Origin of the sequence: Pseudomonas sp. B15(2017) (genome assembly GCF_002113215.1) — a bacterium.
Lineage (GTDB): Bacteria > Pseudomonadota > Gammaproteobacteria > Pseudomonadales > Pseudomonadaceae > Aquipseudomonas.
Genome location: NZ_NEJZ01000003.1, coordinates 465,030 through 489,017 on the forward strand (window position 1 = coordinate 465,030; position 23,988 = coordinate 489,017).

A 23,988-nucleotide genomic window follows, 5' to 3' on the forward strand; every position below is an offset into this window, starting at 1 on the left:
GGCGCTTATTGCGCCGCTCGCGCCGGCAACAGCTTTAAGGTACTGCGCGTATTCGCCGTTACCTCTTCATCACTGAAATGCGCCTGCACATACATCCCGTCCACATACGCCTCCGCCTGATCGTCATAGTGACTGTCGAACGGCACGCCGCTTTGGCCGACCGGGTTGATGGTCAGGCTGTGAGCCGGATCAGCGAAGTCCACCAACCGCCGCGTCGACGGGCCGTAAGTCACCGGCCATGGCGCCGGGCCGATTTTCGCCGAGAGATTGTTCGGCACTTCATGGGAGCCTGGTGCAGCGAACGGGCCGACGTTGAAAATGCGATCCAGCGGCTTCTGCTGCCCCAGCGGATGACCATGGGTCAACGCGTGCGCCTTGCCCCATTGCCAACCGGACGCATCATCGCCGAGAGTCGACTTCAGGTGCGCCATGCTCGCCTGCCACGCGGCGCGTACGGTGTCGACGCGGGTTTCCTTGGCCGGCGTGCTGCGGTTGTTCCACCACGGCGAATCGGCATTCGCCGCGAGCCGGGGCAGGGCTGCATCGATCACTCGGGTCGACAGCAGGGTCTCGAAGAAGTCATTGCCCAGCTCATCACGCATCGCCGCGTCGGCAAGGTTGAACAGGAACTGGTTGAACACCGTCGCACTGACCGAATCCAGCGGATAGTCGCCTTGCCATTGGGCCAGTTGTTCGATCAGCTTCTGCTCGGCGGGATTGCCCGCCACTTCACGCAGTACCGGCAGCAACGGCGCCAGCAGACGCGGGCCATAACCGGTGGTGGTGCCCAGTTGCAGTTTCTGGTTGGCCTCGTTGTCCCACTTCACGCTCTTGTCGGCGAGCTGGCGGTTGAGCTGCTGGCCACGGTCGGCGAGGTTGTAGTAACCGGGGATCTCCATGCCGGTCGGCGACACGGGCTGGAAGTTGGCCGAGACGATATAGCCCCGCGCCGGGTTCTCTTCCTGCGGGTTGGCGCTGAACGGGAAGTAGCCGTCCTTGTCCGCCTGATTGCTGCTGCCGTCGAGAATGAAGCCAGGCTTCACCCCGGCCGGACGCTTGGGCAACAGTGCCGAGGCCCACCACGCTATATCGCCCTTGGCGTTGGCGTAGACGATGTTCAGCCCCGGCGCCTGCACCTTGGCGGCAGCGGCGCGAGCCTTGGCCAGGGTGTCGGCGCGGTTGAGCTGGTAGAAACCTTCGAGGATCGGGTTTGGCGTTTCGAGAAATGCCCACCACATCGCAATCGGGGTTTTCCCGGCGGCGCTGCCGAGGGCGTCGTTGACGATCGGGCCGTGGGGCGACTGGCGCAGGGTGATGGTCACCGGGGCCTGGCCTTTCACCGCGATCTGCTGCTCGGTCTTGACCATGTCGGTCCACTGGCCGCGATACCAGACTTGATCCGGGTGGTCCGGATTGACCTTCTCGGCGATCAGGTCCAGGTCATCGTTCTGGAACATGGTCAGGCTCCAGCCGAAATCCAGGTTGTGCCCCAGGAACGCAAACGGCACCAGCGCCTGATGATGGCCGTAGAGTTCAAAGCCCGGCGCCGACAGCTGCGCTTCGTACCACACCGACGGTACCGAGAAACGGATATGCGGGTCGCCGGCCAACAAGGGCTTGGCGCTCTTGCTGCGACTGCCAGCGATCACCCAGGCGTTGCTGCCTTCGAACTGCGGCAGGCCGTTATCGATCAGCGCCTGTTCGCTGACGCGGGCGAGGGTGTTCAGGTCTTTCCAGTCTTCGGCGGCGAGGGCCGACGCCATGCCGGCGTGACCCTTGGCGAGCACGCCCTTGGGCTGCCAGTCGAGGTCGAAGACGTTGAGGTAGTCGGCGCCCAGTTGATCGCGCACGTAGGTCAGCAGCGGTTCGGTGCGAAACGCGGCGGCAAAGCTGTAAGCCATGTAGCCGGCGACGCTGATGCTGTCTTCGGCGGTGAACGGCCGCTTGGGGATGCCCAGCACGTCGAACTCGACAGGGGCGGCGTGCGAGTCCTGATATTGATTGATGCCGTCCAGATAGGCTTGCAGGGCCTTCCACGCCGGTGACTGCTTGTCGAGGCCGGCCACGTAACTGGCGGCGCGCTCGCGGATGCGCAGGCTGCGGAACAGTTTGTCGGTGTCGAGCAGTTTTGGTCCGAACACTTCGGCCAGTTCGCCCCGGGCGAGACGGCGCATGGCTTCCATCTGAAAGAGGCGATCCTGGGCGTGCACATAGCCGAGGGCGCGGTAGAGGTCGGCCTCGTTTTCGGCGCGGATGTGCGGCACGCCGCGCTCGTCGTAACGCACGGTCACCGAACCTTGCAGGTTGCGCAGTTCCACCTGGCCCTGACGCGTCGGTTGCTTGCTGTAGACATACCACCCGCCGGCGGCGAGCAGGACAACGATGAGCAAGGCAAGAACGGTGAAGACGCGTTTCATGGTGACTCCTTGTGCATTCGGGATTGCCGCCCGTGCGGGCTGCAAACAATTAGCACACGCTTCGTGTGCTGCGCATCGCCGTCCTTGAAATGTCCGGAATGCCTTACTTCGTCTCTGCCGGCCACGGACAGTAGCAACCAACCGCCAGCGTATGGGTGGCATTGACCGGACGATCGTCACTCAAGGCTCGCAGGATCGGTTCGATAAAACTGTTGCTGGAATTACAGGTCAGCCCTTCGCTGTAAGGCCCGAAATACGCCAGTTTGCCGCTGCGATCCCAGATCGCTACGGCGGGGCTCGCGGGAATCTGTTCGGCGCCGGGCAATACCGCGATGGTCTTGAGATTGCTGAGCGTGGCGGGCAACTGGCCGTGGCTGCCGGCCTTCTGCACGGCAAAGAACTCGACGCCCTTGGGGCCGAACTGTTCGACCATCTCGGTCAGGTGCTGTTGATTGCCGACGTTGCACGGGCAGGCCGGATCCCAGAAGTGCACCAGACGGATGTTGCCGGGGCCGGCGAGGTCGTCGGGCAGGCGCAACGGGTCGCCGGAGAACACTGCCGTGTGCTCGCTGAAGGCCCGCAGGTAGCGGCCCTGAAACCAGTCGTACGCGGCCCACAGCACGCCGGCACACACGATGGCGAGCAGGCTGGCAAACAGTGCGGTGCGGTAGGGCGGGCGCATGGATTTGGTTCCTCAGAGGCTGGGGGCGCTCTCGACTGATTTCCCCGCCGCGCCGGGTCTGCTGTTGTGCAGGGCAAGGCGCGAGAAGCGCGGTTTGGTTGTTCCAAATAAGCTTCGAGCAAAGCAGCCCTGCACAACAGCAGGCCCGGCCCTTCGTGTTGTGCCTTAAAGCGAGCCAGCCTGCGTTGCAGGCCTTGGAAAGGGAACACCATTCCCCGCGGCCTGCGCCTTGCCTGGCTCGCTTTAAGGCGACAACGCGGTGGGGAAATCAGTCGAGAGCGCCCCCAAGCTTGCCATGCTTGCTTCTACAGATGAATATCGCAGGCCGATAAAGTCTGTTTACCGTTCTGGAATTGCCCATGTCTGTTGCTTTCGATCCCGATCATCTGCGCGCGAGCCTCAAGCCGTTGGCCGAGTGGCAGCCGTTGTCCGAGGAGGCGAAGGCTTATCAGCGGTTCTACAAGACCGACTTTCCGGAGCGTGATGTCTGGCGAGGAATGGGCCGGTTCGACATTGATGGCTATCAACTGGTCAGTCATTGCTGGTGGCCGGCGGAAACGGCCAAGGCCACGCTGTTTCTGGTGCACGGTTTTTATGACCACACCGGCCTGTACCGGCATGTGATCGAGTGGGCGCTGGATCAGGGCTTCGCCGTGATTGCCTGCGATCTGCCGGGGCATGGTCTGTCCAGCGGCGAGCGGGCTAGCATCCGTGATTTCGCCGAATATCAGGATGCGCTGCAAGGCCTGTTCGCCGAGGCGCGCTCGATTGCGTTGCCGCAGCCATGGCACCTGTGCGGGCAAAGCACCGGCGGGGCGATCATTGTCGATCATGTGCTCAACCATGGTGAAAACAGCCCGGCCCAAGGGCAGTTGATTCTGCTGGCGCCGCTGGTGCGGCCGCGCGCCTGGGGCTGGTCGCAGTTCAGTTACTACCTGCTGCGGCCCTTTGTCAGGGGCATCGCCCGACGTTTCAGCGAAAACTCCAACGACCCGGATTTCCTGTCGTTCCTGCAGGCCGATCCGTTGCAGCCCAAGCGTCTGCCGACCGCGTGGGTCGGTGCGCTGTCACGCTGGATCAACCGGGTGGAATACGCGAAGAAAAGTCCGCGCCGGCCACTGATCGTGCAGGGCCAGGCGGACATGACCGTGGACTGGCAGCACAACCTGCAAGTGATGAAGTGGAAGTTCGACCGGCCGCAGATTTTGTTGCTGGCCGACGCGCGCCATCACCTGGCCAACGAAACGGCGGAAATGCGCGAGGAGTATTTCGAGTTTCTGAGCAAGCGGATCAAAGGCCGGTATCACTCGTGATCCTGAGGGCCCCTTCGCGAGCAAGCTCGCTCCCACAATAGATCGCAATCCTTTGTGGGAGCGAGCTTGCTCGCGAAGGCGGTCGGTCAGGCAGCAGAGATTTATTGATTCAGGTTCGAGGTGCTCTGGCCGACGGCCAGCCCGGCGCGGATCGCGGCCAGCGCGGCCTGATAGTAGGCCTTGCCTTCAGTGGATTCGGCAAAGGTCGCGAACTCTTCCAGCTCTTCATCCGACAGGTCGCGATAGACGTACAGCAGCGTGTTGTTCAGGTCGGCGCCGATCTGATCCATCAGCCGCTGGCGCTGACCGTTCAACATGCCCTGGGCCTGACCGCCGCCGAGCAGGCCGGGGATCATCGAACTCAGACTGTCCGCCGCCACGCCGGCAATCGCCAGACTGACTTCGGCACCGGCTTCACGGGCGGGCAGGGCCTGGGCGAGGTGGCCGATGATCAGCAAACGACTGTCGCTGGCCGGCATCTTCGGCAGGCCCTTGGCGTTTTTCGCCAGTTGATCGCGGCGGGTCGCCAGCAGCTCGGCGGCGACGATCTTCTTGCCCAGCGGTGACTGAAAGAACGACAGGGCCGGTTGCGGATCGGCGAGGTTCTTGCGCAGTTGCGCTTCGGCGCGTTGATCCACGGCCTGGGGGGCGAAGCGCTGGTTGCTGTTGTTCACCAGCGCTTGAAACACCGCGGGCGGCAGGCTGTTCTGGTAACGCTGCTGCGCGGCACTCAGGGCGTCGTTGAAATGCGCGCGTTGTTCTGGCCAGCCAGCGACCTTGTACAACTGGTCGTGGTCGTCCGCCCAGGCGGGCAAAACGCAGAACATCAACAGTGAAAAAAGCAAACGGCGCATAAGGACTCCTGTCGGCAGCCGACTATTCTCCGTGCGGTGCCAGTACTTGTCGAGAATTCGTATCAAGCCGCCGCGTGGCTCTGTCGGATTTCTTGCCGCAGGCATACTATGCGCGCCATGCAAATATCCTCTGATCACCCGCTGCTGTTACGTATCGTCGACGACCTGGCCGAGCGCGGCTGGTCGCAGCAGAACATTTTCCTGCCTGCGGATTTGACCCGCGCGCTGGCGGCCGAGTGCCGCAAACGTGACGCCGAAGGTGAATTGGCGCCGGCGGGCGTCGGACGCGGGCCGTTTTCTGAGGTTCGCGAGGGCATTCGCGGCGACCATATCCAATGGATCGATCCCGGCCAGGCCGAGGCCAGCGACCGTTATCTGAACCTGATGGACAGTTTGCGCGAGGCCCTCAATCGCGGACTGTTCCTCGGTCTGGAAGATTTCGAATGCCATTTCGCCCTGTACCCGCCGGGCGCGTTCTACCGCAAGCATGTCGACCGTTTCCGCGACGATGACCGACGCATGGTCTCGGCGGTGATCTACCTCAACGACGGCTGGTTGCCGGAGGATGGCGGGCAGCTGCGCATGTACCTGGAGAACGACCGCGTTCATGACGTACAGCCTACGGGCGGTTGTCTGGTGGTGTTTCTCTCCGGTGAAGTCCCCCACGAGGTTCTGCCGGCACAGCGCGAGCGGCTGTCGCTGACAGGCTGGTTCCGCCGCCGTGGCAACGAGCCGTTCTGAGATGCACAGGATTCTGGTCAGTCGCTGCCTGCTGGGCCATCGCGTGCGTTATGACGGTGGGGCCAGCGGGCCGTTCGATCTGCTGGAACAGTGGATTGCCGAAGGGCGCGTGGTGCCGTTGTGTCCGGAGGTCGCCGGCGGCTTGCCGACGCCACGAGCGGCGGCAGAGATTCCGGGCGGGCAGGGCAGCGAAGTACTGGACGGACTCGCCTCGGTGATCACCACCGAGGGCGAAGATGTCAGCGCGCAGTTTCTCGACGGCGCGCGGCAGGCGTTGGCGCTGGTGCACAAGCACGGGATTCGGGTGGCGGTGCTCAAGGCCAACAGTCCTTCGTGCGGAAACCTGTTGACCTATGACGGGACGTTCAGTGGGGTGAAGGTGAGTGGCGAGGGGGTTACTGCAGCGTTGCTCAAGCGCCATGGAGTGCAGGTCTTCAGCGAGCTCGAATTGCCGCAGGCTGCACAAGCGCTGACACAACTCGACTAATCACACACCTACAACACTGTGGGAGTGAACTTGCTCGCGATTGCGTATTGTCAGTACCGATATCGGTGGCTGACAGGCCGCTTTCGCGAGCAAGCTCGCTCCCACATGGAAGTTGTGTTCACTTCAGGTCTTCAGAGGCCTGCACGCTCAGCCACTTTTTCGACAACGCTTCCAGCCGCCCATCCGCCCTGATCCGCTGCAAGGCATTTTCCAGGCTTGCGTGGAACGCCGGGTTACCCTTCTGAAACGGAATCGCCAGATCCACCGGCGGCCCGACCTTCGGTTTCTCTTCGGTCAGTGTCTGGGCCAGTACCATCGGCCGGGGCTGCTCGTCCTTTTTCGCCAGCAATTGTGCATTCACCTGCGTGTAAGGCTCGCTCATGTCGAAACGTTCCTTGAGCTCAGGTGTCAGTGCTATGTGGTTGAGCGCGACGTCGTACTTGCCGCTTTCGACGCCCTGGAGCAGATCGGCTTCGTCGGTGACGATGAAGTCGGCCCGCACATCCAGTTCGTTGGCCAGCAGTTGCCCAAGCTCGACCTCGAACCCCGTGAGCGTGTCGCCGTCCTTGAAATTGAAGGGCGGTGTATTAGCCTCAAGGGCTATGCGCAACTCGCCACGGTCGTTGACGTCATCAATCAGTTCGGCGTGAGCCAGAGGGCTCAGAAGGGGAAGCAGACAGATCAGGCCAGGCAGAAAACGCATGGTCACTCCTTTGAAATCGATATCGGCCTGTTTTCCAGGCTCGCTTTGCTATGGTTGTCGAGTGCCTTCGACAACGAATGGTCATGAAGTTGTCATGACCGTGCGGATTTTACGGAAAAACTGGAGAAGAAAATGAAAAGCTTTATGTCACGTGCAGCGTTGGCCGGTGTGCTGATGGGTGTTTCGGTACTGGCCAGTGCGGCCACTCCGGCACCGAAGGGCGCCGAAGTGTTCATCGTTTCTCCCGAGGACGGAGCCACGGTTCCGCAGACCTTCACGGTCAAGTTCGGTGTAAAGGACATCGCGCTGGCGCCGGCCGGTGACGTCACCAAGAACACCGGTCATCACCATCTGCTGATCGATGCCAAGGAAATCGTTCCGGCCGGCTCCGTTGTACCGACCGACGCCAACCACATGCATTTCGGCAAGGCGCAGACCCAGGCCGACATCAAACTCGCGCCGGGCAAGCACACCCTGCAACTGGAGCTGGGTGACAGCGGTCACATGGCGTTCGATCCGCCGATCGTGTCGAAGAAGATCACCGTCAACGTCGAATGACGTTCTCGCGTGCATGAAAAAGGGAGCCCGAAGGCTCCCTTTTTTGTCGCTCAGCGCCGGATCAGAACAGCACGCGGCTACGGATGGTGCCGTTGACGTGTTGCAGCTTCTCTTGCGCCAGTTCCGAGTACTCGGCGTCGACGTCGATCACCACGTAGCCGACCTTCTCGTTGGTCTGCAGGAACTGACCCGAAATGTTGATGCCGTTTTCGGCGAAGACCTTGTTGATCTCGCTCATCACACCCGGGATGTTCTCGTGGATGTGCAGCAGACGGTGCTTGCCAGGGTGAGCCGGCAGGGCCACTTCCGGGAAGTTCACGGACGATACCGAGGTACCGTTGTCGCTGTACTTGACCAGTTTTTCTGCTACTTCCAGACCGATGTTGGCCTGCGCTTCAGCGGTGGAACCACCGATGTGCGGGGTCAGAATCACGTTGTCCAGGCCGCGCAACGGGCTTTCGAACTCTTCGTCGTTGGAGCGCGGCTCGACCGGGAACACGTCAATGGCGGCGCCGATCAGGTGCTTGTCCTTGATCGCGGCGGCCAGGTGATCCAGCTCGACCACGGTGCCGCGTGCAGCGTTGATCAGGATGCCGCCCTTCTTGATGGCGCGGATTTCCTTCTCGCCGATCATCCACTGGGTCGCAGCGGTTTCCGGAACGTGCAGGGTGACGATGTCGGACATGCCCAGCAGCTCGTGCAGGTTGCCGACCTGGGTCGCGTTGCCCAGTGGCAGCTTGGTCACGGTGTCGTAAAAGAACACCTGCATGCCCAGACCTTCCGCCAGGACCGACAGCTGAGTACCGATCGAGCCGTAACCGACGATGCCCAGTTTCTTGCCACGGATCTCGAAGGAGTTGGCTGCGGACTTGATCCAGCCGCCACGGTGGCAGGAAGCGTTTTTCTCAGGGATGCCGCGCAGCAGCAGGATCGCTTCGGCCAGCACCAGCTCGGCCACGGAGCGGGTGTTGGAGTACGGCGCGTTGAACACGGCGATGCCGCGCTCGCGGGCCGCTTCCAGGTCAACCTGGTTGGTGCCGATGCAGAAACAGCCGACAGCGACCAGCTTCTTGGCGTGATCGAAGATCTCTTCGGTCAGCTGGGTGCGCGAGCGAATGCCGATGAAGTGAGCGTCAGCGATCTTTTCCTTGAGCTGGGCTTCCGGCAGGGAGCCTGTCAGGTATTCGATGCTGGTGTAGCCCGCCGCCTTGAGGACGTCGACAGCCGATTGGTGGACGCCTTCGAGAAGAAGGAACTTGATCTTGCTCTTATCGAGAGAAGTCTTGCTCATCTGCGTAAACCTGTATCCCGGAGAAAAATGGCAGGAAATGGTCAACAGACATTGACCTGGACGACAAGAAAGCCGTCACCGCAGAACCGGCCTGGGGCACTGGCCTGCGGGGTCGGTATGCTAGCATAGCCACCCCGCTAATCACTCATTCCTGCGACGTGAAGCGTTCTCAGGATGACCATGAATTGTTCGAGAGTTCCGTCGATGACCAATCCTGCCCTGATTGATGAACTGAAGACCCTGGTCGAGCCTGGCAAGGTCCTGACCGATGCCGACTCCCTGAACGCTTATGGCAAGGACTGGACCAAGCATTTCGCCCCGGCGCCCAGCGCCATCGTGTTCCCCAAGACCATCGAGCAGGTGCAGGCCGTCGTGCGCTGGGCCAACGAACATAAAGTGGCGCTGGTGCCGTCGGGCGGGCGCACCGGGCTTTCCGCCGCCGCCGTGGCCGCCAATGGCGAAGTGGTCGTGTCGTTCGACTACATGAACCAGATTCTCGATATCAACCTCACCGACCGCACCGCCGTCTGTCAGCCGGGCGTGGTCACCGAGCAATTGCAGAATGCCGCCGAAGAACATGACTTGTACTACCCGGTCGACTTCGCCTCGGCAGGTTCCAGCCAGATTGGCGGCAATATCGGCACCAATGCCGGCGGGATCAAGGTCATTCGCTATGGCATGACCCGCAATTGGGTCGCAGGCATGAAAGTGGTGACTGGCAAGGGCGATGTGCTGGAACTGAACAAAGACCTGATCAAGAACGCCACCGGTTATGACCTGCGGCAGCTGTTCATCGGCGCCGAAGGCACACTGGGTTTTGTGGTCGAGGCGACCATGCGCCTGGACCGTTCGCCGAAAAACCTGACCGCGATGGTCCTCGGCACGGCTGATTTCGATTCGATCATGCCGGTGCTGCACGCATTCCAGGGCCGGCTCGACCTGACCGCGTTCGAATTTTTCTCCGACAAGGCCCTGGCCAAGGTCATGGGCCGTGGAGACGTCCCGGCGCCGTTCGAAACCGACTGCCCGTTCTATGCCTTGCTGGAATTCGAGGCGACCACCGAAGAAGTGGCCAATACCGCGCTGGAAACCTTCGAGCATTGCGTGGAGCAGGGCTGGGTGCTGGACGGCGTGATGAGCCAGAGCGAAACCCAGTTGCAGAACCTGTGGAAGTTGCGCGAATACATTTCCGAAACCATTTCCCACTGGACGCCGTACAAGAACGACATCTCGGTCACCGTCTCGAAAGTCCCGGCATTTCTGCAGGAAATCGACGCGATCGTCGGTGAACACTATCCCGATTTCGAAATTGTCTGGTTCGGCCACATCGGTGACGGCAACCTTCACCTGAACATCCTCAAGCCGGACAACCTGAGCAAGGACGAGTTTTTCGCCAAGTGCGCCACCGTCAACAAGTGGGTGTTCGAAACCGTCGAGAAGTACAACGGTTCGATTTCAGCCGAACATGGCGTGGGCATGACCAAACGCGACTACTTGACCTACAGCCGCTCGCCGGTGGAAATCGAATACATGAAAGCGGTCAAGGCGGTGTTCGACCCGAACGGCATCATGAACCCGGGCAAGATCTTCGCGGTTTGATTGGCAATCCCTGATGAATCAATGAAGGCAGGAGTCGGTAATGAGCTATCAGCACCAGTATGTCGACGGTACGCGGATTCATTTTCCGCTGGGAAAAGTGGTGTGCATCGGCCGTAACTACGCCGAACACGCCAAGGAACTGGACAACCCGGTGCCTACCGAGCCGTTGCTGTTCATCAAACCCGGCAGTTGCGTGGTACCGCTGGAAGGCGGTTTCAGCATTCCGACCGAGCGTGGCTCGGTGCATTACGAAGCGGAAATCGCTGTGTTGATCGGCAAGCCACTGTCGACCAAGCCGAGCCGTGAAGAAGTGCTGGACGCGATCTCCGGTTTCGCCCCGGCGCTGGACCTGACCCTGCGCGACAAGCAGGCCGAGCTCAAGTCGAAAGGGCTGCCGTGGGAAATCGCTAAGTCGTTCGACGGCGCGGCGGTGATTGCACCGTTTGTGGTCGGCAGTACCTTTTCCGACCTGACCGACATCGGCATTCGCCTGACCATCAACGGCGAAGTGCGCCAGGACGGCAACAGCAGCGCGATGCTCAACCCGATCGTGCCGATGATCCAGCACATGGCCGGCTGCTTCTCGCTGCAGGCCGGTGACGTGATTCTCACCGGCACACCGGTGGGCGTCGGTCCGCTGAACGTTGGCGATGAAATCGTGCTGGAACTGCCGGGCGCCAGTCGCTTCACCAGCAGCGTTCGCTGACGGCAACTCTGAAAAAAATGTGGGAGCGAGCTTGCTCCCACATTTGTTTGTGTGTTTCAGCTCGCAAACACATAAGGCGTTCCGGCCATTTGCCGTTTTTTTCACATTTAGTCCGGATAATTCCGGTCATTCTGGCGTCTGAGCCGGCCTCTTTGTGCTATTACCCGTAGCCTGAATTTTCGGAACGCGTCCTTTGATGTCATCTCAAACTCAGCTCAAACCCGCTCGTCGTTCACGCTTCGCCCTGCGCTGGTATTCCTGGCTATTGTTGGTAGCCGCCGCTACGTACGGGCTGGCGTTTGCCATGCATTGGGATGACCGTGGCCTGTTGTGGGTGCTGGAGCGCTTCGAGAGTTCGACCGAGAAGCAGGAAAGCGTCTGGCTTCCGGACTACCGGGCGGTCATCGACGCCAAACTGCTGCCTGGCATGGAGAAGGACGAAGCTTCGGACCTGTCCTATAACCCGCAGACCAAAACCCTGTTTTCGGTGATGGGCAAGAACCCGTTTCTGGTCGAGCTGACTCTGCAGGGCGACGTGCTGCGCAAGATGCCGCTGGTGGGCTGGAGCAATCCGGAAGGCCTGACGGTGATGGAAAACGGCTTGATGGCGATTGTCGACGAGCGCGCGCATATGCTCTCCATCGTCAAGGTCGATGCTGACACCCGTGAGCTTAAACGCGACGATTTCCCCAAATACGACCTCGGCCCGTCGAAAGACCAGAACAAAGCTTTCGAAGCCATTACCTGGGACGCTCGCAATCAGCAACTGCTGCTGGGCGAGGAGCGTCCGCCTGCGCTGTTCACCTGGAAAAGCGACGGCAGCCAGACGCTCAAAGGCGACAAGCAGAAACTCGACAGCGATGAGCTGGACCTGCGCAACCTTTCAGCATTAGCGATTGACCCGCGCACCGGTCACACCCTGGTGCTGTCCGCCGATTCGCACCTGTTGCTGGAGCTGGACGAGAAGGGCGAACAAGTCAGCTTCATGACCCTGCTCGGCGGTTTCAACGGCTTGAAGAACACCATTCCCCGCGCCGAAGGCGTGACCATGGACGAGGCGGGCACGCTGTACATGGTCAGCGAGCCGAACCTGTTCTACCGCTTCGAAAAGCAGAAGTAATTGCTCCCGCAGCAATTGCAGATCTGTGGAGTTGTGGCTTGAGGCAAGTGGCCATTAAGCTTCAGTTCAGACAGGCGTGATATTTCATCCGCCTGTTTTGATTCCGAGCCTGCCCCGAATGCGTCGACTTGCCCGTCCCAAGCCTCTGTTCATCATCCTGTCGGTGATTGCCCTGATCGCGCTGATTGCGATTGGCCAATACATGCGCCTGTTCGAGCGTGCCTGGTTCAACCTGCATACGCTCTGGCAGCCGATGAACAGCGAGGCCATCGGGCTGGATCAATATCGGGTAGCGATCGAAGCGAAGGTCATTGACGGACTGAACGACGACGTCTCGGCGCTGACCTACGATCCGGTGCGCAAGAGCCTGTTCACCGTGACCAACAAGAATGCCGAGCTGATCGAGCTGTCACTGGATGGCACGATCCTGCGCCGTGTTGCCTTGATCGGCTTCGGCGATCCGGAGGCGGTGGAGTTCATCAGCGCCGATACCTACGTAATCACCGATGAGCGCCAGCAACGGCTGATCAAGATCCATCTGGAGCACGACACTACGTTCCTCGATGCGGCGGACGCCGAGCAGATGACCCTTGGTGTGCACATGAGCGGCAACAAGGGGTTTGAAGGTCTGGCTTACGACTCGGTGGGCAAGCGCCTGTTCGTGGCCAAGGAACGGGACCCGATGCTGATCTATGAAGTGCACGGTTTTCCGCACTTCAACCCGGAAAAATCCTACGCGGTACACGTAATCAACAATCCCAAACGCGATGCCGGGATGTTCGTGCGAGATCTGTCGAGCCTGCAATACGACGAGCGCAGCGGCCATTTGCTGGCTCTGTCCGATGAATCGCGGTTGATTCTGGAACTGGATGTGGACGGGCGCCCGTTGAGCACGATGTCGTTGAGCGGTGGTCGACAGGGCCTGAAGAAAACCGTGCCGCAGGCGGAAGGTATCGCGATGGATGACGACGGGACGTTGTATCTGGTGAGTGAGCCGAATCTGTTCTACGTCTTCAAGAGGCCTGCGCAGAACTAACCAAAACCCCAAAACACTGTGGGAGCGAGCTTGCTCGCGATGAGGGAGGGTCAGTCGCCAAACATGTCGACTGTCACACCGCTATCGCTAGCAAGCTAGCTCCCACAGGTTTTTTCATCTGCCCACAAAGATGTGGGTAGTTTCGGCTTATTCAGCCTTCAGTGTTTTCACACCTTCGGAAGTACCCAGCAACAACAGATCCGCCGGGCGTGCCGCGAACAGGCCGTTGGTGACCACGCCGACGATCGCGTTGATCTGCGCTTCCAGCTCCACCGGATTGGTGATCTGCAGGTTGTGCACGTCCAGGATGATGTTGCCGTTGTCGGTCAGCACGCCTTCGCGGTAGACCGGGTCGCCGCCCAGCTTCACCAGCTGGCGGGCCACGTGGCTGCGGGCCATCGGGATCACTTCCACCGGCAGCGGGAACGCGCCCAGCACCGGCACCAGTTTGCTGGCGTCGGCGATGCAGATGAAGGTCTTGGCCACGGCCGCGACGATCTTCTCGCGGGTCAGTGCTGCGCCGCCGCCCTTGATCAGGTTCAGGTGTTCGTCGCTTTCATCGGCGCCGTCGACGTAGAACTCCAGGTTGCTCACGGTGTTCAGCTCGTACACCGGAATCCCGTGGCCCTTGAGGCGCGCGGCGGTGGCTTCGGAGCTCGCGACCGCGCCATCGAATGCGCCCTTGTGCTGGGCCAGGGCATCGATGAAGCAGTTGGCGGTGGAGCCGGTGCCGACGCCGACGATGCTCTTGTCGTCGAGTTTCGGAAGGATGAAGTCGACGGCGGCCTGGGCCACGGCCTGTTTGAGTTGATCCTGGGTCATGCGGGCTCCGGAAGCGGGCAAGGTAAGAACGGAAAGGCCGGCATTATAGCCTCAAGCCGGGCTAAAACCTCTGGATTCGTGTGGTCGTGCGCCCAAAAGCCGGGTTAGACTCGTTGGCCCTGCCCAACCCGCTCAGTGATGCTTTCCGATGCTCGAACAGTACGTCAAGAAGATCCTCACCTCGCGCGTTTATGACGTTGCCGTAGAAACGCCGCTGCAGAACGCCCGCCAGCTCTCCGAGCGGCTGGGCAACGACATCTGGCTCAAGCGCGAAGACTTGCAGCCGGTGTTCTCGTTCAAGATTCGCGGCGCCTACAACAAGCTGACCCAGTTGAGCGACGAAGAGCGCGCCCGTGGCGTGGTCACCGCGTCGGCGGGCAACCACGCGCAGGGCCTGGCCCTGGCGGCGAAAGTGCTGGGCGTGAAGGCGACCATCGTGATGCCCAAGACCACCCCGGAAATCAAGGTCGAAGGCGTGCGCTCCCGTGGTGGCAAGGTGGTGCTGCACGGCGATTCCTTCCCGGAAGCGCTGGCCTACTCGCTGAAACTGGTCGATGAAAAAGGCTACGTCTATATCCACCCGTACGACGATCCGCACACCATTGCCGGGCAGGGCACCGTGGCGATGGAAATCCTGCGTCAGCACCCGCAGCCGCTGGATGCGATCTTCGTTCCGGTGGGCGGCGGCGGTCTGATCGCCGGCATCGCGGCGTATGTGAAATACCTGCGCCCGGACATCAAGGTCATCGGCGTCGAGCCCGACGACTCCAACTGCCTGCAAGCGGCAATGGCTGCGGGCGAGCGCGTGGTGCTGCCGACCGTGGGCATCTTCGCCGACGGCGTGGCAGTGGCGCAGATCGGCCAGCACACCTTCGACATCTGCAAGGATTACGTCGACGAAGTGATCACCGTCAGTACCGACGAAATCTGCGCGGCGATCAAGGACATCTACGACGATACCCGTTCGATCACCGAACCGGCCGGCGCCCTGGGCGTGGCCGGTATCAAGAAGTACGTCGAGCAGCGCGGCGTCAGCGGCCAGACCTTCGTGGCCATCGATTCCGGGGCCAACGTCAACTTCGACCGTCTGCGCCACGTCGCCGAGCGCGCCGAGCTGGGTGAAGGTCGTGAAGCGATCATCGCCGTGACCATCCCGGAGAAGGCCGGCAGCTTCAAGGCATTCTGCGAGGCCATCGGCAAGCGCCAGATCACCGAATTCAACTACCGCTATAACAATGGCAGCGAAGCGCACATCTTCGTCGGCGTGCAGACGCACCCGGACAACGACCCGCGCAGTGCGTTGCTGGCGAGCCTGACCGAGCAGGGTTTCCCGGTGCTCGACCTGACCGACAACGAGCTGGCCAAGCTGCACATCCGTCACATGGTCGGCGGACGTGCGGCGCACGTGGTCGATGAAGTGGTGCTGCGCTTCGAGTTCCCGGAGCGTCCGGGTGCGCTGTTCAACTTCCTCAACAAACTCGGCGGTCGCTGGAACATCTCGATGTTCCACTACCGCAACCACGGTGCGGCGGACGGCCGTGTGGTGGCGGGCCTGCAAGTGCCCCACGACGAACGTCATCTGGTGCCCGCAGCCCTTGAGGAAATCGGCTACCCGTACTGGGACGAAAGCGACAACCCGGCCTATAAGCTGTTTCTTGGCTGAACGGCTACGCTGATGGGCAGGCCATAAGGAAATCGGATCATGGAAACGTTAACCGCCCTGAAAGCGGCGCACATGCTGGCGACCGCGGTGTTGCTGCTCGGTGCGCTGGGCCTCGGAACAGGCGTCTGGCGCGCACGGCGCAACGGTGATGCGACGGCGGGCAGCCGCACGTTGCAGCGGCCATGGCTGTTTGTCTGGTTGTTGATCGTACTGGCGCTGGTGAGCATGCCGTTCACCGGCTGGTGGATGGTGCATCTGGTGGGCTGGCCGCTGGGGCAGACGTGGGTTCTGGCTTCCAGCGTGCTGTACACCGTGGCCGCACTGGCGTGGTTCTGGCTGCTGGTGCGCTTGAACCGGTTGCGCAAGGCGCCGGGCGGCGTGGGCCGGTTCAGTCTGGGGCTGGCGTTGTTCGGGCTGGTCTGCTTTATCGCGATTGCCGGTTTGATGGGCGCCAAGCCGGTTTAAGGCCCGGGATCGAGTCGACCCCAATCGCGAGCAAGCCCGCTCCCACAGGGGATTGTGTGCGACACAGATCCAATGTTGGGGCGGGCTTGGTCCGGGCGGCGTTCCGACGAAGGCGTAGTCAGTCGCGCAGACTGATTACCGGCCAGCCGCGTTTCTCGGCTTCGGCCCGCAGGTTCGGATCCGGGTCGACTGCGACCGGATTCACCACCTGCTCCAGCAGCGGCAGGTCATTCATCGAGTCGCTGTAGAAATAGCTGCCTTCCAGCGAATGCCCGGTTTCTTCCAGCCAGCGGTTCAGGCGCGTCACCTTGCCTTCACGGAAGCACGGCACGTCGGTGCTGCGTCCGGTATAGCGGCCGTCCTGCATCTCGCATTCGGTGGCGATCAGGGTTTCGACGCCCAGGCGCGCAGCAATCGGTGCGGTGACGAAGCGGTTGGTGGCGGTGATGATCACCAGCTTATCGCCGGCGTCGCGGTGCTGGTTCAGCAACTCAACGGCCTTTGGCAACATGATCGGTTCGATGCAGTCGCGCATGTAATCGTTGTGCCACTGCTCAAGCACGGCCATCTCGGTGCGGCCAAGAATCTCCAGGCAGAAGTTCAGGTAGGCGGCGTTATCCAGTTTGCCGGCCAGGTAATCCTGGTAGAACTCGTCATTGCGCGTCTTGTAGGCGATCGGGTCAAGGAAGCCGCGTTCGCACAGATAATCGCCCCAGGCGTGGTCGCTGTCGCCGCCCAAAAGGGTGTTGTCCAAATCGAATAAAGCCAGGCGCATTGCAGTTACCCGCTGAAAAGTCAGTAAAAAGGCCACAAGAATACGGTCTTTTCACAAGAGTGCACATAAGCTCGGAACCTTCGTTGCCGCCTTCACAACCTTTGTGGAACAATGCGGCGACATGCGTTTGCGAGGTTGTTGCCGTGATCGACCCCGATGGTTTCCGCCCTAATGTCGGGATCATTCTGACGAATGACGCCGGCCAGGTGCTATGGGCTCGCCGTATCAATCAAGATGCCTGGCAGTTTCCGCAAGGGGGAATCAATCCCGAGGAGACGCCGGAAGACGCCTTGTACCGCGAGCTGAACGAAGAAGTTGGCCTGGAACGCGAAGATGTTGAAATTCTCGCCTGTACCCGGGGCTGGTTGCGCTATCGTTTGCCGCAACGTCTGGTGCGAACCCACAGCCAACCGCTGTGCATCGGCCAGAAACAGAAATGGTTTCTCCTGCGCCTGGTCTCCAACGAGCAGCGGGTGCGGATGGATTTGACCGGTAAACCGGAGTTCGATGGCTGGCGCTGGGTCAGTTATTGGTATCCGTTGGGCCAGGTGGTGACATTCAAGCGCGAAGTGTATCGCCGCGCTCTCAAAGAGCTTGCCCCGCGCCTTTTAGCGCGCGACTGACGACGGAGTTCGACCCCGAGCCATGCTCAATACGCTGCGCAAGATCGTCCAGGAAGTTAACTCCGCCAAGGATCTCAAGGCGGCGTTGGGGATTATTGTGTTGCGCGTCAAAGAGGCCATGGGCAGCCAGGTCTGCTCGGTCTACCTGCTTGATCCAGAGACCAACCGCTTCGTGCTGATGGCCACCGAGGGCTTGAACAAGCGCTCGATCGGCAAGGTCAGCATGGCACCCAACGAAGGTCTGGTCGGCCTGGTCGGCACGCGTGAAGAACCCCTGAACCTCGAAAACGCCGCGGATCACCCGCGCTACCGCTACTTCGCCGAGACCGGCGAGGAGCGCTACGCCTCGTTCCTCGGGGCGCCGATCATTCACCACCGCCGCGTCGTCGGCGTGTTGGTCATCCAGCAGAAAGAACGCCGCCAGTTCGATGAAGGTGAAGAAGCCTTCCTCGTGACCATGAGCGCGCAACTCGCGGGCGTCATCGCTCACGCCGAGGCTACCGGCTCGATCCGTGGCCTTGGCCGTCAGGGCAAGGGCATCCAGGAAGCCAAGTTCGTCGGCGTGCCGGGTTCGCCGGGTGCGGCGGTCGGTACCGCGGTGGTCATGCTGCCGCCGGCGGATCTGGACGTGGTGCCGGACAAGACCATCACCGACATCGACGCGGAACTCGCGCTGTTCAAGACCGCCATCGAAGGCGTGCGGGCCGACATGCGTGCGTTGTCGGCCAAACTGGCGACCCAGCTGCGTCCGGAAGAGCGCGCGCTGTTCGACGTCTACCTGATGATGCTCGACGATGCCTCGCTGGGCAGCGAAATCACCACCGTGATCAAGACCGGCCAGTGGGCCCAGGGCGCGCTGCGCCAGGTCGTGACCGATCACGTCAACCGTTTCGAATTGATGGACGACGAATACCTGCGTGAGCGGGCGTCGGACGTCAAGGACCTGGGCCGTCGCCTGCTCGCCTACCTGCAGGAAGAGCGTCAGCAGAACCTGGTCTATCCGGAAAAGACCATTCTGGTCAGCGAAGAACTGACGCCGGCAATGCTCGGCGAGGTGCCGGAAGGCACGCTGGTCGGTCTGGTGTCGGTACTCGGTTCGGGCAACTCCCACGTCGCGATCCTGGCCCGGGCCATGGGCATCCCGACGGTAATGGGCCTGGTCGACCTGCCGTATGCCAAGGTCGACGGCATCGAACTGATCGTCGACGGTAATCGCGGCGAGGTCTACACCAACCCCGGCGATGTGCTGCGCAAGCAGTTCGCCGAGGTGGTGGAAGAAGAGAAGCAACTGGCGCTGGGTCTCGACTCCCTGCGCGACCTGCCGTGCGTGACCCTCGACGGCCACCGCATGCCGCTGTGGGTCAACACCGGCCTGCTGGCAGACGTGGCGCGGGCGCAGAAGCGTGGCGCCGAAGGCGTCGGTCTGTACCGCACCGAAGTGCCGTTCATGATCAACCAGCGCTTCCCGAGCGAGAAGGAACAACTGGCGATCTACCGCGAGCAGCTTGCCGCGTTCCACCCGCAACCGGTGACCATGCGCAGCCTGGACATCGGCGGCGACAAGTCGCTGTCGTACTTCCCGATCAAGGAAGACAACCCGTTCCTCGGCTGGCGCGGGATCCGCGTCACCCTCGATCATCCCGAAATCTTCCTGGTGCAGACCCGCGCGATGCTCAAGGCCAGCGAAGGCCTGAACAATCTGCGGATCCTGTTGCCGATGATCTCCGGCATCCACGAGCTCGAAGAAGCGCTGCACCTGATTCACCGTGCCTGGGGCGAAGTGCGCGACGAAGGCACCGACGTGCCGATGCCGCCAGTGGGTGTGATGATCGAAATTCCTGCGGCGGTTTACCAGACCAAAGAGCTGGCGCGGATGGTGGACTTCCTGTCGGTCGGCTCCAACGACCTGACCCAGTACCTGCTGGCCGTGGATCGCAACAACCCGCGGGTCGCCGATCTCTACGACTACCTGCACCCGGCGGTGCTGCAAGCCCTGCAAACCGTGGTGCGCGACGCCCATGCCGAAGGCAAGCCGGTGAGCATCTGCGGCGAGATGGCCGGTGACCCGGCGGCGGCGGTGCTGTTGATGGCGATGGGCTTCGACAGCCTGTCGATGAACGCCACCAACCTGCCGAAGGTGAAATGGATGTTGCGCCAGATCAACCTGAGCAAGGCCAAGGAACTGCTGGCGGAGTTGATGACCATCGACAACCCGCAGGTGATCCACAGCTCGCTGCAACTGGCGTTGAAGAAACTCGGGTTGGCGAAGATGGTCAATCCGGCGGCAGCCAACCCGCTCTGAAATTCTGAGGGCCTCATCGCTGGCAAGCCAGCGATGGCGCCCGTATAGCAACGCCTAAATCAGAATTTCCACTTCCCCCAAGTGCCCGCCATACGGCCCGAAACTGCGCTCCACCATCCGCCGCGTCCCGTCAGCCTGCACAATCAACGCCGTACTCGCCCGTGTCCCGTAGCTCTGGCTGGCAATAAACACACTCGACAGCAACGACTCGGTCGCCAGCCCCACGCCGGTATCCGGCAGCTCGGCAAACGGCGCCGTTTGCGCATCCCCCAACAACGCCAACAACCGCTCGGGCTGCGGATCATCCAGCACGCCACTCAACGCTGCCTTGGCCTTGAGCAGTTTCGGCCATGGCGTATCCAGCCCGGCGTTGGACAAACCATAAACGCCGGGCTGCAACATCACCGGTTCCGATGACCGCGCATTGAAATGCCACAGCTCGTTGGTATTGCCCAGCAGCAGGTTGAAGCCGGCATATTCCGGGGAGCGGGCGACAACGTCGGACAAATAGTCATCGATCGACAGGTTTCCGGTCAGAAATCCCGCCACCAGCTCGCCCCGAGAGCGTCGGGCCGGCGGTTGATGCGGATCGCGAATGTTGGTCAGCGCCGCAAAACGACCGTTGGCGCCCAGGCCGAGCCAGGTGCCCCCAGCCTCCAGATCCCGACCGGCATGAACATGCGGCGACTCGGGCCACTGCGCCAGCGGCAGGCTGGGCCGGGCGTAGAACTCGTCGCGGTTGGCCGCAACGATCAGCGGCTGGGCATGCCCCGGCCGCCAGGCGAAAACGATCAGGCACATAAGGTGGTCCTTGTGTGTTTTTTGCCCACTCTACGCAGACATTGTCCGTGCATCCATCGCCAGTGGAGCCGAAGGGTATCCATCCGTTACCATGCCGCTCCGGTTTTGGGGACGCGCCTTGGGAGGCAGTCATGGAATTTCTGCTCTATCTGGCGCTCGGCGCCTGTGCGGGCGTATTGGCCGGGCTGTTCGGAGTGGGCGGCGGGATCATCATCGTGCCGGTGCTGGTGTTCAGTTTCACCTTGCAGGGCTTCGATCCGTCGATCCTGACCCATCTGGCGGTCGGCACGTCCCTGGCGACGATCATCTTCACCTCGGTCAACGCCGTGCGTGAACATCATCGACGCGGCGCGGTGCGCTGGCCGATCTTCCGCTGGATGACCGTCGGCATCCTGCTCGGCGCCGGTTTCGGTGCGCTGACCGCCGAGGCGATCTCCGGGCCCAACCTGCAAAAGATCATCGGTGTGTTTGCCCTGGTGATCGCGGCGCAGTTGGCACTGGATGTCAAACCCAGGGCCAGCCGAACGGTGCCGGGCAAACTCGGTCTGACCGTGGCCGGCAGTGTGATCGGCTGGGCGTCGGCGATTTTCGGGATCGGCGGCGGCTCGCTGACCGTGCCGTTCCTGACCTGGCGCAGCCTACCGATGCAGCAGGCGGTGGCGACCTCGTCGGCCTGCGGCCTGCCGATTGCCGTGGCCAGTGCAATAAGTTTCATGATTCTGGGCTGGCATGATCCGTTACTGCCGGCTCATAGTCTCGGTTTTGTGTATCTGCCGGCGCTGCTCGGCATTGCCCTGACCAGCATGGTATTCGCCCGTCTCGGCGCGCGGCTGGCGCACAGGTTGTCGCCGAAGTTGCTGAAACGGCTGTTCGCGGCTTTGCTGTTTTGCGTGGGCTTGAGCTTTTTGTTCTGAACCGTCTGTTTTGGCAGGTCGCAATCCTGGGTTAATCCTGTGGTGACAGCGTCGCCCGGGAATTTTTGAAGATTTGAATGCTAACGAGGAGTCGCAATGCTGCCTTACCCGCAGATCGATCCGGTGGCCCTGGCCATCGGTCCGCTGAAAATCCACTGGTACGGCCTGATGTACCTGGTCGGCATCGGCGGCGCGTGGTTGCTGGCATCGCGCCGGCTCAACCGTTTCGACCCGACCTGGACCAAGGAGAAACTCTCCGATCTGGTGTTCTGGCTGTCGATGGGGGTGATTGTCGGCGGACGTCTGGGCTATGTGCTGTTCTACGACCTGAGCGCCTACATCGCCAACCCGACGCTGATTTTCGAGGTGTGGAAGGGCGGCATGTCGTTCCACGGCGGTTTCATCGGCGTGATGCTGGCCGCGCTGTGGTTCGGCAAGCGTAACGGCAAGTCGTTCTTCCAGCTGATGGACTTCGTGGCGCCGATGGTGCCGATCGGCCTGGGCGCCGGGCGCATCGGCAACTTCATCAACGCCGAGCTGTGGGGCAAGGCCACCGACGTGCCGTGGGCCATGGTGTTTCCGCCGTTCAGCGACCCGGCGCAACTGCCGCGTCACCCGTCGCAGCTGTATCAGTTCGCGCTCGAAGGCGTGGCGCTGTTCCTGATCCTCTGGCTGTTCTCGCGCAAGCCCCGGCCGACCATGGCGGTCTCCGGCATGTTCGCGCTGTTCTACGGCATCTTCCGTTTCATCGTCGAATTCGTTCGCGTGCCGGACGCGCAACTGGGCTATCTGGCCTGGAACTGGCTGACCATGGGGCAGGTACTCTGCGTACCGATGATCATCGGCGGGCTGTTCCTGATCTGGCTGGCCTACCACCGCGCCCCGGCGGCGCCGGTTGCACCGACAGCTTAAACATTCGAACCCCGGCGATGTTTGCCGGGGCTCAAGGACACAGGTAACTCATGAAGCAATATCTCGATCTGGTGTCGCACGTCATCAACAACGGCACCAAACAGGCCAACCGTACCGGCGTGAACACTATCAGCTTTCCGGGCGCCATGCTGCGCTTCGATCTGCAGGAAGGTTTCCCGGCGATCACCACCCGCAAGATGGCCTTCAAATCGGCCATCGGCGAGATGTGCGGCTTTCTGCGTGGCGTGAACAACGCCGCCGAATTCCGTGCGCTGGGCTGCAAGGTCTGGGATCAGAACGCCAACGAAAACGCCCAGTGGCTGGCCAACCCGTTCCGCCAGGGTGAAGACGACCTCGGCGAAATCTACGGCGTGCAATGGCGCAAATGGCCGGCCTACAAGCAGATTCCGCTGAGCAACACCGCCGCCATCGAACAGACCCTGAGCAACGGCTACAAGCAGATTGCCCAGGGCGAAGAAGACGGCCAGGCCTACGTGGTCTTGTACAAAGCCATCGATCAGGTGCGCCAGTGCGTCGACACGATCATCAAGGACCCGGGCAGCCGCCGCATCCTGTTCCACGGCTGGAACTGCGCCCAGCTCGATGAAATGGCCTTGCCGCCGTGCCATCTGCTGTACCAGTTCCACCCGAATGTCGAGACCAAAGAGATCTCTCTGACCCTCTACATCCGCTCCAACGACCTGGGCCTGGGCACGCCGTTCAACCTCACCGAAGGCGCCGCGCTGCTGAGCCTGATCGGTCGCCTGACCGGCTACACGCCGCGCTGGTTCACCTATTTCATCGGTGATGCCCACGTCTACGAAAACCACCTGGACATGCTCAACGAACAGCTCAAGCGCGAGCCGTTCGCCATGCCGAAGCTGAAGATTTCGGATCGTGTGCCGGAATTTGCCAAGACGGGCGTGTATCAGCCGGAGTGGCTGGAGCTGGTAGAGCCGAGCGACTTCTCGCTGGAAGGCTACGAGCACCATGCGCCGATGACCGCGCCGATGGCGGTCTGACAGGCAATGTAAAAAACTGTGGGAGCGAGCTTGCTCGCGAAAGCGTCGGGTCAGTCGATATTTTTACCAACTGACACTCCGCCTTCGCGAGCAAGCTCGCTTGTATGCTGGTACTTGAAGGGAGGAGGAGGGACAAGGCTCGATTCTGACTGTTGGCGCAGTACAGATCCGTGGGAGATTTC

General features: G+C 61.5%; 23 protein-coding genes. 15 read left to right on the forward strand and 8 right to left on the reverse strand.

The features are described from left to right. Positions 1–5: 5 nt before the first annotated feature. Both CAF73_RS07660 and CAF73_RS07665 read right to left on the reverse strand, forming a co-directional pair. Positions 6–2,417: a penicillin acylase family protein gene (locus CAF73_RS07660; protein WP_085702373.1), complete on the reverse strand. Its 2,412-nt coding sequence runs from the start codon at positions 2,415–2,417 to the stop codon at positions 6–8. A gap of 103 nt (positions 2,418–2,520) precedes the next feature. Continuing rightward, on the reverse strand, positions 2,521–3,099 hold the full coding sequence (locus tag CAF73_RS07665) for a DUF6436 domain-containing protein (protein ID WP_085702374.1): 579 nt from the start codon (positions 3,097–3,099) through the stop codon (positions 2,521–2,523). 359 nt (positions 3,100–3,458) lie between these two features. On the opposite strand from CAF73_RS07665, the gene CAF73_RS07670 reads away from it, so the two are divergent. After that, a complete protein-coding gene (locus CAF73_RS07670; RefSeq protein ID WP_085702375.1) occupies positions 3,459–4,412 on the forward strand; it encodes an alpha/beta hydrolase in 954 nt (317 codons plus the stop codon). Positions 4,413–4,513: 101 nt separating this feature from the next. On the opposite strand, the gene CAF73_RS07675 is transcribed toward CAF73_RS07670, so the two are convergent. Beyond that, positions 4,514–5,266, reverse strand: a complete 753-nt coding sequence (locus CAF73_RS07675; protein WP_085697906.1) for a DUF2059 domain-containing protein — start codon at positions 5,264–5,266, stop codon at positions 4,514–4,516. A gap of 108 nt (positions 5,267–5,374) precedes the next feature. Here CAF73_RS07675 and CAF73_RS07680 point away from each other — a divergent pair, with 108 nt between their 5' ends. Both CAF73_RS07680 and CAF73_RS07685 read left to right on the forward strand, forming a co-directional pair. After that, positions 5,375–6,007: a 2OG-Fe(II) oxygenase gene (locus tag CAF73_RS07680; RefSeq protein ID WP_085697905.1), complete on the forward strand. Its 633-nt coding sequence runs from the start codon at positions 5,375–5,377 to the stop codon at positions 6,005–6,007. 1 nt (position 6,008) lies between these two features. Next, positions 6,009–6,494 carry a DUF523 domain-containing protein gene (locus tag CAF73_RS07685; RefSeq protein WP_085702376.1) on the forward strand — a complete coding sequence of 162 codons (486 nt, stop codon included), beginning with the start codon at positions 6,009–6,011 and terminating at the stop codon, positions 6,492–6,494. A 118-nt stretch (positions 6,495–6,612) separates the two neighbouring features. Here the strand turns inward: CAF73_RS07685 and CAF73_RS07690 are convergent, their stop codons facing one another. Continuing rightward, on the reverse strand, positions 6,613–7,197 hold the full coding sequence (locus CAF73_RS07690) for a transporter substrate-binding domain-containing protein (protein ID WP_085702377.1): 585 nt from the start codon (positions 7,195–7,197) through the stop codon (positions 6,613–6,615). Between the two features lie 132 nt (positions 7,198–7,329). On the opposite strand from CAF73_RS07690, the gene CAF73_RS07695 reads away from it, so the two are divergent. Continuing rightward, entirely contained in the window at positions 7,330–7,755 is a 426-nt protein-coding gene (locus CAF73_RS07695) for a DUF4399 domain-containing protein (RefSeq protein ID WP_007953489.1), read from the forward strand. Positions 7,756–7,816: 61 nt separating this feature from the next. On the opposite strand, the gene serA is transcribed toward CAF73_RS07695, so the two are convergent. Next, positions 7,817–9,046, reverse strand: a complete 1,230-nt coding sequence (gene serA, locus CAF73_RS07700) for a phosphoglycerate dehydrogenase (protein ID WP_007953487.1) — start codon at positions 9,044–9,046, stop codon at positions 7,817–7,819. 204 nt (positions 9,047–9,250) lie between these two features. Here serA and CAF73_RS07705 point away from each other — a divergent pair, with 204 nt between their 5' ends. The 4 genes from CAF73_RS07705 (at position 9,251) to CAF73_RS07720 (ending at position 13,507) form a co-directional block, all read left to right on the forward strand. Continuing rightward, positions 9,251–10,645 carry an FAD-binding oxidoreductase gene (locus CAF73_RS07705; protein ID WP_085702378.1) on the forward strand — a complete coding sequence of 465 codons (1,395 nt, stop codon included), beginning with the start codon at positions 9,251–9,253 and terminating at the stop codon, positions 10,643–10,645. A gap of 40 nt (positions 10,646–10,685) precedes the next feature. Further along, positions 10,686–11,351, forward strand: a complete 666-nt coding sequence (locus CAF73_RS07710; protein ID WP_085697901.1) for a fumarylacetoacetate hydrolase family protein — start codon at positions 10,686–10,688, stop codon at positions 11,349–11,351. A gap of 196 nt (positions 11,352–11,547) precedes the next feature. Continuing rightward, positions 11,548–12,471, forward strand: a complete 924-nt coding sequence (locus CAF73_RS07715) for an SdiA-regulated domain-containing protein (RefSeq protein ID WP_085702379.1) — start codon at positions 11,548–11,550, stop codon at positions 12,469–12,471. Between the two features lie 118 nt (positions 12,472–12,589). Next, positions 12,590–13,507, forward strand: a complete 918-nt coding sequence (locus tag CAF73_RS07720; RefSeq protein ID WP_085702380.1) for an SdiA-regulated domain-containing protein — start codon at positions 12,590–12,592, stop codon at positions 13,505–13,507. Positions 13,508–13,654: 147 nt separating this feature from the next. Here CAF73_RS07720 and rpiA read toward each other — a convergent pair whose 3' ends face one another. Continuing rightward, positions 13,655–14,329: a ribose-5-phosphate isomerase RpiA gene (gene rpiA, locus CAF73_RS07725; RefSeq protein ID WP_085697898.1), complete on the reverse strand. Its 675-nt coding sequence runs from the start codon at positions 14,327–14,329 to the stop codon at positions 13,655–13,657. 148 nt (positions 14,330–14,477) lie between these two features. Between rpiA and ilvA the strand changes: the two genes are divergently transcribed. After that, positions 14,478–15,992, forward strand: a complete 1,515-nt coding sequence (ilvA, locus tag CAF73_RS07730) for a threonine ammonia-lyase, biosynthetic (RefSeq protein ID WP_085702381.1) — start codon at positions 14,478–14,480, stop codon at positions 15,990–15,992. 39 nt (positions 15,993–16,031) lie between these two features. Then, entirely contained in the window at positions 16,032–16,457 is a 426-nt protein-coding gene (locus CAF73_RS07735; protein ID WP_085702382.1) for a DUF2269 family protein, read from the forward strand. A 118-nt stretch (positions 16,458–16,575) separates the two neighbouring features. On the opposite strand, the gene CAF73_RS07740 is transcribed toward CAF73_RS07735, so the two are convergent. Next, the gene (locus CAF73_RS07740) at positions 16,576–17,232 is read right to left on the reverse strand and encodes an HAD family phosphatase (protein WP_085702383.1); all 657 of its coding nucleotides are present in this window, start codon (positions 17,230–17,232) and stop codon (positions 16,576–16,578) included. Between the two features lie 143 nt (positions 17,233–17,375). On the opposite strand from CAF73_RS07740, the gene CAF73_RS07745 reads away from it, so the two are divergent. Next, positions 17,376–17,855 (forward strand): RNA pyrophosphohydrolase, encoded by a 480-nt coding sequence (locus tag CAF73_RS07745; RefSeq protein ID WP_053163553.1) that lies wholly within the window; start codon positions 17,376–17,378, stop codon positions 17,853–17,855. Positions 17,856–17,877: 22 nt separating this feature from the next. Then, positions 17,878–20,157, forward strand: coding sequence for a phosphoenolpyruvate--protein phosphotransferase (gene ptsP, locus CAF73_RS07750; protein WP_085697894.1), 2,280 nt, complete (start codon positions 17,878–17,880; stop codon positions 20,155–20,157). Between the two features lie 54 nt (positions 20,158–20,211). Here ptsP and CAF73_RS07755 read toward each other — a convergent pair whose 3' ends face one another. Further along, on the reverse strand, positions 20,212–20,958 hold the full coding sequence (locus CAF73_RS07755; RefSeq protein WP_085702384.1) for an NRDE family protein: 747 nt from the start codon (positions 20,956–20,958) through the stop codon (positions 20,212–20,214). A gap of 131 nt (positions 20,959–21,089) precedes the next feature. Here CAF73_RS07755 and CAF73_RS07760 point away from each other — a divergent pair, with 131 nt between their 5' ends. From CAF73_RS07760 to CAF73_RS07770, 3 genes are all read left to right on the forward strand, one after another. After that, the gene (locus CAF73_RS07760) at positions 21,090–21,872 is read left to right on the forward strand and encodes a sulfite exporter TauE/SafE family protein (RefSeq protein WP_085702385.1); all 783 of its coding nucleotides are present in this window, start codon (positions 21,090–21,092) and stop codon (positions 21,870–21,872) included. Between the two features lie 96 nt (positions 21,873–21,968). Continuing rightward, positions 21,969–22,784: a prolipoprotein diacylglyceryl transferase gene (lgt, locus tag CAF73_RS07765; protein ID WP_007953463.1), complete on the forward strand. Its 816-nt coding sequence runs from the start codon at positions 21,969–21,971 to the stop codon at positions 22,782–22,784. A 50-nt stretch (positions 22,785–22,834) separates the two neighbouring features. Next, positions 22,835–23,806: a thymidylate synthase gene (locus tag CAF73_RS07770; protein WP_011336420.1), complete on the forward strand. Its 972-nt coding sequence runs from the start codon at positions 22,835–22,837 to the stop codon at positions 23,804–23,806. Positions 23,807–23,988 lie beyond the last annotated feature (182 nt).